The sequence below is a fragment of the Thermosynechococcus sp. PKX82 genome (assembly GCF_031583255.1).
In the GTDB taxonomy this organism is placed as follows: Bacteria; Cyanobacteriota; Cyanobacteriia; order Thermosynechococcales; family Thermosynechococcaceae; genus Thermosynechococcus.
The window spans coordinates 1,996,596-2,011,212 of the sequence record NZ_CP134169.1; the positions used below are offsets into that span (position 1 = coordinate 1,996,596).

General features: G+C 52.1%; 10 protein-coding genes. 6 read left to right on the forward strand and 4 right to left on the reverse strand.

Translation table 11 applies throughout. The annotated features are described in order from the left end of the window. Positions 1–10 precede the first annotated feature (10 nt). On the forward strand, positions 11–973 hold the full coding sequence (hemC, locus tag RHH53_RS09920) for a hydroxymethylbilane synthase (protein ID WP_302678193.1): 963 nt from the start codon (positions 11–13) through the stop codon (positions 971–973). Positions 974–980: 7 nt separating this feature from the next. On the opposite strand, the gene RHH53_RS09925 is transcribed toward hemC, so the two are convergent. From RHH53_RS09925 to accD, 3 genes are all read right to left on the reverse strand, one after another. Continuing rightward, positions 981–5,192: a CHAT domain-containing protein gene (locus tag RHH53_RS09925; protein ID WP_310743739.1), complete on the reverse strand. Its 4,212-nt coding sequence runs from the start codon at positions 5,190–5,192 to the stop codon at positions 981–983. A 167-nt stretch (positions 5,193–5,359) separates the two neighbouring features. After that, positions 5,360–7,219, reverse strand: a complete 1,860-nt coding sequence (locus RHH53_RS09930) for a serine/threonine phosphatase (RefSeq protein WP_206200020.1) — start codon at positions 7,217–7,219, stop codon at positions 5,360–5,362. Positions 7,220–7,338: 119 nt separating this feature from the next. Further along, positions 7,339–8,262: an acetyl-CoA carboxylase, carboxyltransferase subunit beta gene (gene accD / locus RHH53_RS09935; RefSeq protein ID WP_206200021.1), complete on the reverse strand. Its 924-nt coding sequence runs from the start codon at positions 8,260–8,262 to the stop codon at positions 7,339–7,341. 235 nt (positions 8,263–8,497) lie between these two features. Here accD and rseP point away from each other — a divergent pair, with 235 nt between their 5' ends. The 5 genes from rseP to RHH53_RS09960 all read left to right on the forward strand — a co-directional run bounded on the left by rseP (position 8,498) and on the right by RHH53_RS09960 (position 13,052). Then, positions 8,498–9,604: an RIP metalloprotease RseP gene (rseP, locus tag RHH53_RS09940; protein WP_206200022.1), complete on the forward strand. Its 1,107-nt coding sequence runs from the start codon at positions 8,498–8,500 to the stop codon at positions 9,602–9,604. An 8-nt stretch (positions 9,605–9,612) separates the two neighbouring features. Beyond that, the gene (nth, locus tag RHH53_RS09945; RefSeq protein ID WP_206200023.1) at positions 9,613–10,281 is read left to right on the forward strand and encodes an endonuclease III; all 669 of its coding nucleotides are present in this window, start codon (positions 9,613–9,615) and stop codon (positions 10,279–10,281) included. A 10-nt stretch (positions 10,282–10,291) separates the two neighbouring features. After that, positions 10,292–10,921, forward strand: a complete 630-nt coding sequence (locus RHH53_RS09950; protein WP_206200024.1) for a Uma2 family endonuclease — start codon at positions 10,292–10,294, stop codon at positions 10,919–10,921. Continuing rightward, positions 10,918–11,676 (forward strand): hydroxyacylglutathione hydrolase, encoded by a 759-nt coding sequence (gene gloB / locus RHH53_RS09955; protein ID WP_310438216.1) that lies wholly within the window; start codon positions 10,918–10,920, stop codon positions 11,674–11,676. The genes RHH53_RS09950 and gloB overlap by 4 nt, the downstream gene beginning before the upstream one ends. A 62-nt stretch (positions 11,677–11,738) precedes the next feature. Further along, a complete protein-coding gene (locus RHH53_RS09960) occupies positions 11,739–13,052 on the forward strand; it encodes a hypothetical protein (protein WP_310743740.1) in 1,314 nt (437 codons plus the stop codon). Here the strand turns inward: RHH53_RS09960 and RHH53_RS09965 are convergent. Then, the gene (locus tag RHH53_RS09965; RefSeq protein WP_302677713.1) at positions 13,049–14,617 is read right to left on the reverse strand and encodes a serine protease; all 1,569 of its coding nucleotides are present in this window, start codon (positions 14,615–14,617) and stop codon (positions 13,049–13,051) included. The genes RHH53_RS09960 and RHH53_RS09965 overlap by 4 nt on opposite strands.

The following is a 14,617-nucleotide window of genomic DNA, read 5'->3' on the forward strand; positions in this document are numbered from 1 at the left end:
ACTCAACCCTATGATTGCCACCTCCTCCCGCCCGGTTCGCATTGGTTCCCGCAAAAGTCAACTGGCGCTTGTGCAAACGGAATGGGTACAGGCGCAGTTACAAGCCCATCATCGCGATCGCGCCTTTGAGGTGGTGACCATGACCACCCAAGGAGACAATATCCTTGATGTCGCCCTTGCCAAAATTGGCGATAAAGGCCTCTTTACCAAAGAGCTAGAACTTTCAATGCTGCGGGGTGAGACCGATTTGGCCGTTCACTCCCTCAAGGACTTACCCACCAAGTTGCCCGCTGGTTTAGTTTTAGGCGCGATTACTGAGCGGGAAGACCCAGCAGATGCCCTTGTTTTAGGTGCAAAATGGACAGGACACACCATTGATACCCTACCTGAAGGCACGGTCATTGGTACTTCGTCACTGCGTCGCTTGGCACAGTTGCGCCACCACTACCCCCATCTCACGTTTAAGGATGTGCGGGGCAATCTAAATACTCGCTTGGCCAAATTAGATGCTGGGGAATACGATGCCTTGATTTTGGCGGTAGCTGGCCTGCGGCGTTTGGGCTTTGGCGATCGCATTAGCCAAGTCTTACCCGCAACAGTGTCCCTCTATGCTGTCGGTCAGGGTGCCTTGGGCATTGAATGCCGCGCCGACGATCCCGACATTTTAGCCTTGGTCAAGACCCTTGAACATCCAGAAACAGCAGCCCGTTGCTTAGCAGAGCGAGCCTTCCTGCGGCAATTGGAAGGGGGCTGTCAAGTGCCCATTGGGGTGCATACGGTGATTGAAAATGGTCAACTCACCCTCACAGGATTGGTCGCCAGTCTCGATGGCCAGCGCCTTGTCAAAGACAGTCTTACAGGGGAGCCTGCCAGTGCAGAAGAACTAGGGACGCGCCTTGCTTTGAAGCTGCGGGAACAGGGAGCCTCAGAGATTTTGGAAGAGATTTTTGCTACTGCCCGTCTCGAGCGTTAGTTTATCCCTACCATGGAACCCCTACCATGGTAAAGGCAGCCCAGTAGTAGGGATGATCGAGGGAACGACGACCAGCCCCTTGGTTAACTTCTGGGGGTAACGGAATGCGGCCACGAATTGTTTGCAGTTCATTGTCTTGGATGCGAATATTGCCGCCCAGCATTGCTAGCTGCGCTTGCCGTAGCGCCTCGGCCTTAATGGGTACCGTATTTAACAAATCGTAGAAAGTAGTCATCAGCGCCAACGTCCCCTCATCGCTGACATACCACAAACTGGCCAGCACCGACTTCGCCCCCGCCTGTACCGCCAGACCTGCAAACCCCAGTTCTGCATCCAAATCTCCAACCGCCGTGCGGCAGGCACTGAGGGTCAACAATTCTGCTTGGGGACGGTTAAGCTGTAAGCCTTGGAACTGCAAAAGATTCAATCGCCCATCCCTAAAAGCAATGTAGGAATTTTCTGCAGCCCCCGGTTGAAACTCAGCGTGAGTGGCCAAATGGATCACAGGATAGATTCCTTGACGGCGCTGTTGTCTAAAATTAGCAATTGTAAAGGCCTCATTGAGAAAGGCTTGGCCTCCTCCTAGGTTTTTAACAATCTGCGCCACCTCTAGGGTCGCCATCGGCAAGGGGGACTGATCTGGGAATTCCGATGCCCCCATTGCTAAGATGGGTTCCCGTTGAATACTGCGGTAGCGAATATCTATGAGCCTTATACTGGGAACCAGCGCCGTACTAAATTGCTCTACAAGAAAGTTTTGACCATCATGGAGCGCTGCCAAGGGAAGGCTACGCATACCACTGTCTAGAACAAAGACCAGTGTATCAATGCCCTGGGCATTCAAGTTAGCACGCAAGGGGGCAATCAACCATTGGTAAAGCTGTTGTGCCGCCGGTAGATAAGTACGGGTATTGATCAGGCGTGGATCACGCACCCTGTTAGTCAAAGTATCCACTGTTTTCAATAACTGTTCACGTCCCACGTTCTGTAGGGGTGTATAAAGCGGCTTCCCCTCTGGGGTAACCAAGATGAGATCAAATTGGTCAGGCCGGGCTAGGGTATAAATGACCGCTGGCTTTTTACCTGTTTGCTTGGCAATTTCATTGAGGGCTGCCTGTAAATCCTCAAGGGAGAAATCTTGCCTATCACAAGTACGTTGTAGGTAACTGCTGACTTCTTGACAGCCCCGTAGATCGAGTAACGCCAGCGCACCCTCAATGTTATTGCTAGCTAGGGCAGTCTCGATATCTCTAGTCAAGAGAATTTCAGGGGGAGCGGTAGGTACTTTAAGGGGATCGGAGATGGCTGGTGTAGGGGGTTCTAAGAGAGGATTGATTTTTTCAGAAGGAACGAAGCTCCTATCGGCAAGATTTTTACCTGTATTTTCAAAACGAATATTTCCGACCTCCACAAGACCTAAAAGTGTTGTGGGTACAGGAATAATCGATCCCTCGGCTTGAATTGCCCCTGCAGTTCCATTCTTTTCGGAATTGCCCACTAAAAATGGAGTAGCATTGTTGATAAAGATATTCACTGAGTCACCCCATATCGTGGTAGGTACACCATTGGAAACAAACGTACCCAAGCCACGCAGTGAATTTTGCGCATAAATATCAACACTGCCCGCCCCAGCATTAATCCAGTTGAAAACTAGATTGCCGCCCCTTAGGTTGACATCCCCACCACCAGTCGTCAAATGGCCCAGCGTTAAGTTGCCGCTGGGTATTGTCTGGAGGTTAGTGAATAGATCAGGCAGTGTTAAATCATCATCATCATCCGGAATTGGATCAATCGTACCTCTAGAGGTTGGAATAGGGAAATCACCAGTCCAAGCTAAGAAGTTACCACCGTTGGTGAAGATATCACCCGTCGTAATCGTAGGCGCAAACAGTGTAACATTGCCACCACTGCCAGCTGTATTGATATTACCTATTGTTAAAGCACCCCTGTAGGCAACAGCAGCCAAATCACCGCCGTGAGTCGTAATATTGCCAGTTGTTATGTCAGTTATGGAATCAAGATAAACAAAACCACCGTTGCTGTTGATATTGCCAGTTGAAATACCCCCGCTTCTTGAAAAGACTGCGATCGCTCCGCCTGCACTGATTAGGTTGCCGAGAGTGATGTCATTAAAAGCAACTACGCCGATAGTACCACTACTTTGAGTTACTTGCAAATTACCAGCAGTAATATTAAGTACAGAGTCTAGACTAATATCTGAACTAGTGGTGACATTGTTCAGCTGAATATCACCAAGAGCATTGATGCTTAGACTTGCAGTGTTGATTGTTCCTAAAACTACGGTTTGACCTGTTGAGTCAATATTCAAAGAATGATTGCCGTTGATATTGCCATTGAATGTAATATTTTTCCCTGAAAAGCTCGTTGAGTTCAGTAGAGCTGTGTTACCACTGAATTGAATGCTGCCTGCAGATGCATTAACTAAACCTCCAAGGGAAATCGTACCCCCACTACTCTGTAGATTAATACTTCCACCTGATGTACTGAGAACATTGCCACTAGAAGGAAGGAATATATTGCCACTAGCTTGGAGGGTGATATTGGCGCCATTAGTTTGTATGGGAGCATTGGCACTAATGTTTGCTGCACTGATATTAATTGGATTATTGAAGGATGATTGATTTTGAATCACTCCCTCTGCTTGTAATACCAAGCTCCCCTGAAGCGAGATGGGGTAGCCGATGATGATATCATTATCAGCCTGTAGCGTGAGTGAGTTTGTCGAGCTGCTGGAAATTGAGGTTTCTACATAGATATTCCCAGTAGTTAGCGCCGTACTGTCTGTTGTTATGACAACGTCTGTGGAATTGAGTGCTGATAACAGCGTTCCTATAGTTAACACAGAAATTGGATAAGAGTTTGATAGTGCTTTAAAGGGCGAAGAGGAAGTAATGTTGACATCATACATGCTGTCAGTGATGTATATGTTTGTCGGATCAAGTAATAATGTTCCTGTGTTACCATTTAGGGCAGTGGTATCGACTGTGCCTTGAAAATCTAGAAACTGTTTGCCAGAAACTTCGACAAAGCCGCCATCTCCCCCAAGCGCACCGCCACGGCTACTGATCTGGCCATAGAAACGTGTGTTGTGCTCTGCCCAATTGATAATTGTGCCCCCGTTACCCTGATGGGTGGCATCAGCATTCAAAAGAGTACCGGCATTAACAAAAAGGTTTTGCGCATTGAAGCTACTGCCTAGCCGGCCAGTTCCTGTTGTTCCCCCTAAATAGTCACCACCAATGAGAATTGTGCCGCCCCCTGTATTACCCGCAGCATTCAGTTGGGCATTAATCAGAGCAATATTACTGCCTTGGCCAGCAATAGTGATTTTACCCCCGGCGCCGGTGGTATGACTCACATCAATCGTGCCGCCAATGACTGCTGTATTTGTGGTTAGGGGAATCTTGGTACTGTCGTGAACCAAATGAATCGTGCCATCTGGATTTTGAATCACGCTATTGACGGCAGGATAGCCATTACCCCCTGTGAGTAACGTCGGGAGATCAATTGGCTGAATAATGCCTGCGGCGGGTAATCGCTCTTTGGGAATCTCTAGACTGAGGAGCATGCCCTCTTGGGAAATGCGCACCAGACCTGATTCAGGTACCGCCACAACATTGACCGTGCCCCCTGCTGCGCCAAGGGTACCTGTATTGATCACCTGATGCGCCATCAGGGTCAGGGATTGACCAGCATTGACCCTAAGATTGCCTTCATTAATTAGGATGCCTCTATTGGCAAATTCAAAGCCAATCGGGGAGCCATTGAGTTGGCTGTAGGTGTTTGAACCATTGAGATCAAAGAGGCCATTGCCAAAGTGAACGCGCTGGGCTGTCGAGGCATGGAATGCCGCTGGTAGATTCAACTGCGCATTCGGACCAAAAACAATACCTGCAGGATTCAGGAGGTAGAGATGACTGTTTCCGCCTGTAACTTGCAGCACGCCGTTGATATAACTAGCACTGCCACCATTGACGCCAGCAAGAATGTTGCGAATTTGCGGGGTAGAAAGAAAGTTGGCGGTTTGCCCCTGCTGGACATTGAAATCACGAAACAGGTGAAAGAGGTTTTGGCCATCGGCAGAACGTTGTCCGCCACCAATGTTGAACTGATGGTTGACGGTTTCTACGGTGGTGCCAGTGGCATTGGGAGCGGGGGTAATTTCAGCAAGGGCGGGTGTACCAAGAAAAGAGGTCAAGCTAGTCAGGATCACCCAGCTGTAGGGCAACACTTTTGTTAAGCATCGAGAATTCATATGACGTTATGTAAAAAACTTGCTAATGAGGATAGTTTTATCCTCAGGGACTATTTTAAGTGCGATCAAGGCAATGTACCACTTGGTAAAGTGTCTGCTGGAGATACTGTCTAAAATAGGGCGTTAAGAACAGAGCGCAATTTGAAGCGGAGGGCGATCGCCGTCAAGTTATCGTGGCCATTGACTTGATTTCCAATATCAATGAGTTTATGAAGCGACTGATTGAGGGGGAGACTAAAATCCAGCATTGGCAGCAAATGGCTAATAATGTGGGTTTCGAGGCAGCGGTTATCGGAAAGGCCATCGGAGCAAAGCAGAATCAGGGTGTCTTCTTCGATGTCCAAGTCTATAACCTCAGGGGCAATGGCTTCATTGCTGCGGGGGCCAAGGGCTTGGGTGAGTTGATAGGCATCGGGACGACCGTAGGCAATTTCAGGCTCTACCCCTTGTTGAATCAGGCGTTGACCGACTTCGTGATCAATGGTGAGTTGTTGCAGTCCTTGGCGTTTGGTGAAGCGGTAAATGCGACTATCACCGACATGGCCAAGGCGTAGGTGGTAGTTATGCAGTAGAGCCATGACAAGCGTGGTCCCCATGCGACCACTGCCGGTTTTCCCTTTTTGATCATTAGTGGCAAAAATGACTTCATTGGCACGGTAAATAGCGTTGCGTACTTCCTCCGCACTCGGCAGTTCTCCCTGCCACGGCCAAGTCTGCTCGAAGTATTCATGAACAGTTTTAGTGGCAAGGGAACTGGCAATTTCACCTTCTGCATGCCCCCCCATGCCGTCACAGAGCACGTATAGTCCCTGAACATCCAACTGCTGCCCCTGGGGGGTGAGACGCACTTGCTGCCGATGATCAATCAGGTAAAAATCCTCGTTGTGGTGGCGATCGCGCCCGGTGTCTGTCTGGGCAGCAACATCCACTTGAACCAGTTGCCGCGGTAAGAGGGCAGTGGGTGCATCCTCAATAGCGGTATGGTCCTCTTCTGGTGATTCTGATGAGAGGGTGATGTCTGGCAGTTCATTAATCAAGTCACCCGTACTTTCACCTGTCTCCTCCTCAAAGTCTGGCAGGGGTTCACTGCGCAGGGTGGAGGCGAGAGAGTCGAGCAACATCTGAATTTCTGAGATTTTCTCCAGAGGAGCCGTGCTCAAGGAGACCAAGAGCGGCATAAAAACGGCTTGACGACGACTAGAGGCATGGCGAAATAACTCTTCCCAAACAGTAACGAGGCTGGGGGGTGGCGTGGGTCGCTCAAAGGTTTTCACTAAGGGAAAGGTGAAGTCCAGTTGATGCAGCCGCAATTGATCGTCAGGGTTGACGGCTAAATTCCTAACTGTGAGCAAGGAATAATGGCAGTGCCACGGTTCTAGAGTCTTCCACAGCTCAATCATGTCCTCTAGGTACTGGAAAATTTGCTCATCGGAAATGTTGTCGTCTTGCCAGACATCTTGCAGAGGGCGCGCTGTGTGATTGTAGTCGAGAATAATGCCGTGGCAGTAGTTGGCCGGTAAGTTGCTTGTGGAAACGGTATCTAGCCACGCATCGTGAATGGCTGGAATGGTTTCGGGATAGACAAGGTGCAAGGCAAGGTAGGCGATCGCCACCGCACTGAGGTCAGGGTATTGAGCTTGCAAATGGGGAATGACCACACTGGGGTCGAGAATGTTTAACCCCTGTGCCCAATCCTGAGCCGTTTCGCGGAGGGCTTCTAAGAGCGTCGGTTTCTCAGGCTGTAGATCCTGCACCAGTTGGGGCAAATCACAGGCGTAACGGTGATCCCAGCGTTGGTAGCGGTGCTGTGGGTCAAAAAAGACAGCGGCATTGGGAGGATTGGTGTCCTGCTCAAACACAGTGCCCTCAGAGTTACGGTTGGAGACAGCCAAAATGGGGTGATCGGTATAGGCAGGATAGAGAACGCCCCACCAAAGTTTGAGGTTTTGATCAGTTTGAGCGGTAGGCATTAGAGCAGGTGAGCCAGCAAAGACAGCACAGTGACGACCACCCCTTGCGGTGTGGGAGCGGTATCCCCTATTGTATAGCGATCGCCCTAGGACAACCCTTGATCTGGGGGTTGCTGCTGTTATTCCTCAGCCATTGCCATCACAGGAAATGATTTGGGCAGCAGGGTCGAGGAAACATGACGCGTCACCGGTTGATGTAACCGAATTAACTGTGCCAAAGTTGACTTCAGGTGAGTCCGCGGCACAATCACATCCACAAAGCCGCATTTCTGGACAAATTCGGCGGTTTGGAAGTCATCGGGAAGTTTTTCCCGCAGGGTTTGCTCAATAACCCGCCGCCCCGCAAAGGCGATCGTTGCTTTTGGCTCGGCAATGATAATATCCCCTAACATGGCAAAGCTAGCCGTCACGCCCCCAGCAGTGGGATGGGTCAAGACGGGGATATAAAGCAGACCTGCACTGCGATGCCGTTCGAGAGCAGCAGCCGTTTTCGCCATTTGCACCAAGCTGAGCATCCCTTCTTGCATGCGGGCACCGCCAGAGGCACAGACAATCACAAGGGGAATCTGCTCCCAAGTGGCCCGTTCAATCAGGCGCGTGATTTTCTCGCCGACCACGCTGCCCATGCTACCGCCCATGAAGGCAAAGTCCATCACCCCCAAGGCAACTGGCAGACCCTCGAGTTGGCCGAGGCCGGTTTGCACGGCATCCTTGAGACCGGTTTTCTCTTGATATTCCCGCAGGCGATCGCTATAGGGCTTGCGATCCTTGAATTGTAAGGGGTCACAACTGACCAAATTTTCATCGAGGGGGCGCCATGTGTGGGGGTCAATCAGTTGTTGGATACGCTCACTACTGCTGACGCGATGGTGATGGCCGCACTCTGGGCACACCAGTTGATGGCTATGCAGATCCTTGCTGTAGATCATGACGCCACAGGCTTCGCACTTTGTCCAGAGACCATCAGCGATCTCCCGCTCTGGCTGCATGGGGGTCAAGGCGGTTTCTTTACGGCGATTTGCAAACCAATCAAATAAAGACATTGTAGAAAATTCCCTTTAACGTTGAGGTCTCAAATAGCACGTTTGTATGGGTCTCTCTCAGGAGCGTCCACTAAGAATAATTACTTATCATCCCACTTTGTTGCATTTTTGCAATATATCGCACAAGTTTGAGAAATGATGCAAGGGGCTGTGGCGAGATCACCGATCCAAGGGGAAGTTCGGTGTCACAATAAAAGGGAGTTAACAATTCGCAGCGTAGCACTGGGTTGAATCTATGTCCATGGTTGCAGTCGTGGTGGCGATCGCCATCCTAGGAATCTTGATTTTTGTCCATGAGTGGGGGCACTTTATCGCTGCCCGCAGCCAAGGCATTCATGTCAACCGCTTTTCCATCGGCTTTGGCCCCATCCTCTGGAAGTTTCAAGGCAAGAATACCGAGTATGCCCTGCGCCTGATTCCCCTAGGGGGCTATGTGGGATTCCCAGACGATGACCCCAATAGCAGCGTTCCCGCCAACGATCCCAATCTCCTGAGCAACCGGCCGATTTTGGATCGCGCCATTGTCATCAGCGCGGGGGTGATTGCCAACTTGGTCTTTGCCTATTTGCTACTGCTGGTGCAAGTGGGTGTCATGGGGATTAGTCAGGCCACCTACTATGAGGGTGTCCTCATTCCCGCCCTTGTCCCGGAAAGTAGCCTTGTGGCCACCAAAGCGGGCATTCAGCCGGGGGACTTGGTGTTAGCGGTGGATGGCCAACCCTTGGGTGCCGATGCCAATAGCTTACCAAACCTGATGCGAGCCATTCAGCAGCATCCGCAGCAACCCCTGACACTGACGATTCAACGTCAAGGGCACATCCAAGAGATTACCGTCACGCCAGAAGTGAGTGAGGATGGTCAAGCCCGGATTGGCGTTCAATTAGCCCCCCATGCCGACATTCACCGTGAACACACCTTAAACCCGATTAAATTAGTCACGGCGGCCGCGGCGGAGTTTCAGCGGGTGATTGTGCTGACCCTAGAGGGGTTTCGCGAACTTTTCCAGCATTTTGATCAAGCGGCTCAACAGGTCTCTGGACCGGTGGCGATCGTAGCGATGGGCGCGGATATTGCCCGCTCCAATGCTGAACAGCTCTTTACCTTTACCGCCTTGATCAGTATTAACCTTGCAATTATTAATATTCTGCCCTTTCCAGCCCTTGACGGCGGTCAACTGCTCTTTTTACTGGTGGAAGCGCTGCGGGGTCGTCCCTTACCCAATCGCATTCAAGAGGGCGTCATGCAAACGGGGCTGGTGTTGCTCCTTGGACTGGGGATGTTCCTCATCGTGCGGGACACCGTGAACCTCACGGGCTTGGGCTGGGTGCAGCAACTCTTTTAAGTCTACCTATGGCTATTACCCGTCGCCTCTCCGCCAAGCAACAACGGGCCTTGGAAATTCTCACCCGCCTCAAACGCCTCTATCCGGATGCCACCTGTAGCCTCAACTTTGCCAATCCGCTGCAACTGCTGGTAGCCACAATTCTCTCTGCCCAATGCACGGATGAGCGGGTGAATCAAGTCACACCGGCGCTGTTTGCTCGCTATCGCGATGCCGAGGACTTTGCCATGGCTGATTTGGCTGAGCTAGAACAGTACATCAAGTCCACTGGTTTTTATCGCAACAAAGCCCGCCATATCCAAGGCGCCTGCCGCCGCATTGTCGAAGTCTATGGGGGTCAAGTGCCCAAGGTGATGGAAGATTTGCTTTCACTGCCGGGGGTAGCTCGCAAAACAGCCAATGTGGTTCTTGCCCATGGCTACGGCATTTTGGGGGGAGTGACGGTGGATACCCATGTGAAGCGGCTGAGCCGGCGGCTGGGGCTGACCCAAGAAACGGATCCCGTGAAAATTGAGCGGGACTTAATGCGCCTGATTCCCCAGCCCGATTGGGAAAACTGGTCAATTCGCTTGATTTACCATGGCCGCGCCGTTTGCCAAGCGCGCCAACCCCAGTGCGAAGGCTGTGAACTGATTGATTTGTGTGCCACAGGTGGGAAGCTGATACCAAAGTCATAGGGGATTTGCCATGAAAACCCTAACCACAACTACGGGCGAACAGCGTGTCACGCTCCACGGCCTCACTTGGCAGCAGTACCAAGAGATTCTTAATGCCCTGCCGCAAACCCGTGCTGCCCACTTGATATTTGATCGCGGAATCCTTGAAATTACGATGCCCCTCGAAGAGCATGAGTTTGCCAGTGAGCTAATGGGTCTATTTTTGCGCATTCTGGTAGTGGAAACAGGACTGCGGCTGCGATCGCTGCGCTCAACAGCCCTGTGGCGACCGGATCTGAAGCGAGGAGCAGAACCAGATAATGCCTATTACATCCACCATCAACCACAGGTGGCTGGCCGCAGCATTGATCTGAGCATTGATCCACCGCCTGATTTAGTGATTGAGGTGGACATGACCCATACCGATATCGATAAAAACCAGCTGTATGCGGCCTTGGGGGTACCGGAGCTATGGCGGTACAATGGTCGGGAATGGCAAATTTTCCAGTTGTGGGACGGATGCTATCAGGGGTGCGATCGCTCCCCTTTGTTTCCATGGGTGCCCAAGGAATGCCTTTATCGCTTCTTGGCAGAGGCCAAAATGGATGAGGTAGAGGCAGAGAAAAATTGGCGACGCTGGGTACAGGAACAACGGCCATGATGATTTATCGCCTCAATGCCCTTACAGATAACTACATTTTTTTGCTCCATGATCGGCAAACGGCGACAGCGGCAGTGGTGGATCCGGCAGAGCCAGAACCTGTTCTTGCCAAATTAGCGGAATTGGGAGCAACACTGACGGCAATCTTCAATACCCACCACCACTGGGATCATGTGGGGGCCAATCGTGCCCTGCGATCGCGCTTCCCCAATATCGAAGTCTATGGCAGCCGCGAAGATCAAGGCCGCATTCCAGAGCAAACGGTTTTTCTTAGTGCCGGCGATCGCGTGCCCTTTGGCGAACATGCTTTTGAGGTGCTGTTTGTTCCCGGCCATACCCGCGGTCACATTGCCTACTATGAGCCAGCAACGGGCGATCTGTTTTGCGGTGATACCCTCTTTGGCGGTGGCTGTGGTCGTCTTTTTGAGGGGACACCGGCACAGATGTTGGAGTCTTTGAATCAACTGCGGCAATTGCCGGAGCAAACGCGGGTCTGGTGCGCCCACGAATATACCCAAAAGAACCTCAGCTTTGCCCTGACAGTGGATGCCAATAATCCTGCCCTGCAAGAGCGCTATGCTCAAGTCTGTCGCGATCGCGCCCAAGGAAAAAGCACGATTCCCAGTACGATTGGCGTTGAAAAGGCAACGAATCCTTTTTTACGCTGTGAAGTCAACACCATTCAAGCAGCAGTGGGGGCAACCACCCCCCTCCAAACCTTTACACGGTTGCGGGGTAAACGGGATCAATACTAGGTGCCTATTGAGCACCTCAGAACGCTAATCTAGTTTTATATTCCTCTACCCCCAAAGCTGCGATGGCAGTTTCCTATCAGAGTCGCTTCTTGAGCTTTTGGCAACAGCAATGGCACCGTTGGCAGCAACACTGGCAACGCCAACTATGGCAAATTGAAAGCAGCCTCAGTGGCACGCTGCAGGTGATTGGCGCCATTCTGGCACAGGTTTGGCAGCGGGGACTCCCCCAACTCATGGGCAGCGTCTCTCGAATGCGTCAACGCCTCCTAGCGCAACCCACAGCGGCACCCTCTGCCGATGAAGCACTGCTAACCGTGATGTCTGCCCTCTCCCTGACGAAAGGGGAGGATGACTCTTGGGTGGTGGCGATCGCCCCCATTGCCCGTCCACTTCCTTGGTGGCAGCGCTGGATTGCTAGTGTGCAACGCTGGTTTCAACCCCAGTCCAAGACGTTACCACCACAGGATGCACCTTTGGCACAGCGGCAGCCCTTTTACCTTGCCTGCGATCGTGCCGCAAAATCCCTATTGCTTGTGGATGAGGCTGCCCGTCCCTTGAAAATCTTCACCGCCACAGAACAGCGGCAAATTGAGCAACGCATTGCCTATGCCTTGGCAGTGTACTATCAGCACCTTCGGCAGTGGTATCGGCGACGGCATCACTGGCTCTGGGGTTGGCAGCAGCGATCGCTCAAAGCAGGCTCTAACCCACCGTCCTGTTTGGTGGGCAATTTTCTAAGGCAACTTCAGTTAACAGGTGCTAGTGAAGGGGATTTAGTCCTACCCCCAGTGTCTCCCCTAGCCGCTGTCTTCCATTGGTTGCGATCGCGCCTTCCCTTCGGCCGCAAAAATACGCTGTCCCAAGTGCGGGTGCAGGGGATTGCCACCCTTCTAGAAACCCAGCAGATGGTGCTCATCGGCAGCGATAACGAGATTCTTTATACCCTCACCCCTGCCCAACAGGCGCAAGTTCTGGCTTGGATTCAACGTCATCTCAACCCCTTCAAGCTGCCCTTCCCAGACTGGCTGAGTCAACTCTCCTATTGGCTAGGGGGATTCCAACCTCCAGTGGTGGCAGCCGTAAATTCACCGCTATTGGCGGCTACGGATCCTTTGCCAGTCTTTTCTCCCGTGGAGACCCTTCTTAGCCTAGGCAGTCGCTCTGATTCCCTAGCCCATTCGCCACCCTCGGAAACTGCGGCCACCAGTGTCCCTCCAAATCCAGAGCAGTTAATTCTTGATGTGGATGCTGCCCTGATTGGCTATGAACTCCACTGGTTTGAACGCCTCCTGCTGTGGTGCGATCGCCTGTTTCTCTGGATTGAAGAACACCTGATTCGTTTCGGTCGTTGGCTCTTGCAGCAGTGGCAACGCTAGCGGTTCTCAATCTGACGAATTGCCTCCATCATTTCGTTGTAGGACTGCATCTTCCCCTGTTGGCGATAGAGTTCAGCGGCTTGGCGCAGATCCGGTAGGCTCGCTTTGGGGTTCTGTTCAAGGAGATACGTTACACCCCGCACCGCAAAGGGGATGGGATCTTTGGGGGTAAGTTGCGTCAAGGCTGTCCAACTGGGGCGACTGAGGGCATAGTCTCCCATGAGAAAAGCCGCAATTCCCCGCAGCAAATGATAGTCGGTGCTCTTGGGATTGGCGGCAATGAGACGATCAAACACGGGGATACTGCGGCGAAAATCGCCACTGAGAAACAACGCCAAGGATTGAATCATCTGTAGATCGCTGTTGTTGGGACTGAGGGCAAGGGCGCGATCGCTATCCGCAACGGCAGTACCAAAGTTGCCGAGGAGCAAATTCAAAAAGCTACGGATGCCATAGGCTTCGGTGTACTGGGGATTGAGGGCGATCGCCTTGGCAATGTCCTGCTGAATCGTGCCGGGGCGTTCAGCCATATTGCGGACAAACGTATCCAGCATGGGGGTGGGCGGGTGGGGGGGAAAGGCATCCTTGAGAATAGGGTTGCCTTGGGTCAGACGACTCAGGTACTTGGTTCCCAGTTCTTCACCGAGCTGATTAAAGTCTTGGTGAGGCACAAGGGCAAACATTTGCGCCACGGCCCGCCCCAGATAGGCTTCACTGTAGTTAGGATTAAGGGCGATCGCCTGGCTATAGTTGTCAATGGCGGCGGCAAAATTCTTGCGTTGGAAGTGCTCCTCAGCGGCGAGGAAATAGTCCGCTGCCTTCAGGGGGGTCGGGGCAGGCAGAGCCGTGGTTTCCCGCGACGGTGTGGTCAAACTCAAGTAGGTATTGATGGGAATGCCGAGATTAAAGCCGCGTTTCACAAAGACAGTACTGGAGCCACTGCCCTCCTGCACAAGGGTAGAAGCAATATCGGCACTGCCATGAACCCCAATTAAACGGCCATTTTCATCGAGGACAGGGCCGCCACTCATCCCCGGCAAGGTGGGATTGCTATAGACCAAGGCATAGCCATCTTGAATCGGACGCGAGGCATTGGCCGTCAACCGCCCCTCGGTAAATTGGTAAATGCCCCCCAGAACCGAGGCCTCCTGAGCAGGAAAACCAGCCACAAAAACGGGCATGCCCTCCACTGCCTCTACGGAGTTTCCCAGTGTGGCAAGGGTGTAATCGCGGTTGCTTTCAATTTCCAGCGTGGCCAGATCAACACCGGGCAAGCGACGAATGGAGTTGGGTTGCATGGCATAGCGCTGACCATCAACCGTTTTCACCGTGTACTGGCCGGCCTTTTCAACCACATGGTAGGCGGTGAGGATAACGTAGGTACTGCCCTTGCGCTGCAATAGGATACCTGAGCCATGGCTGTTGGTACCTTCAATGAGCACAGTGATATTTTTGGCAATGCGGGCAACTTCTGTAACGCTCACCCCTTGAGCCGGAAAAGGCTGAGCAATATGGACGGTGGCGATCGCCATTCCTACCAATGACCAACTGTGCCAGCGCCCCAT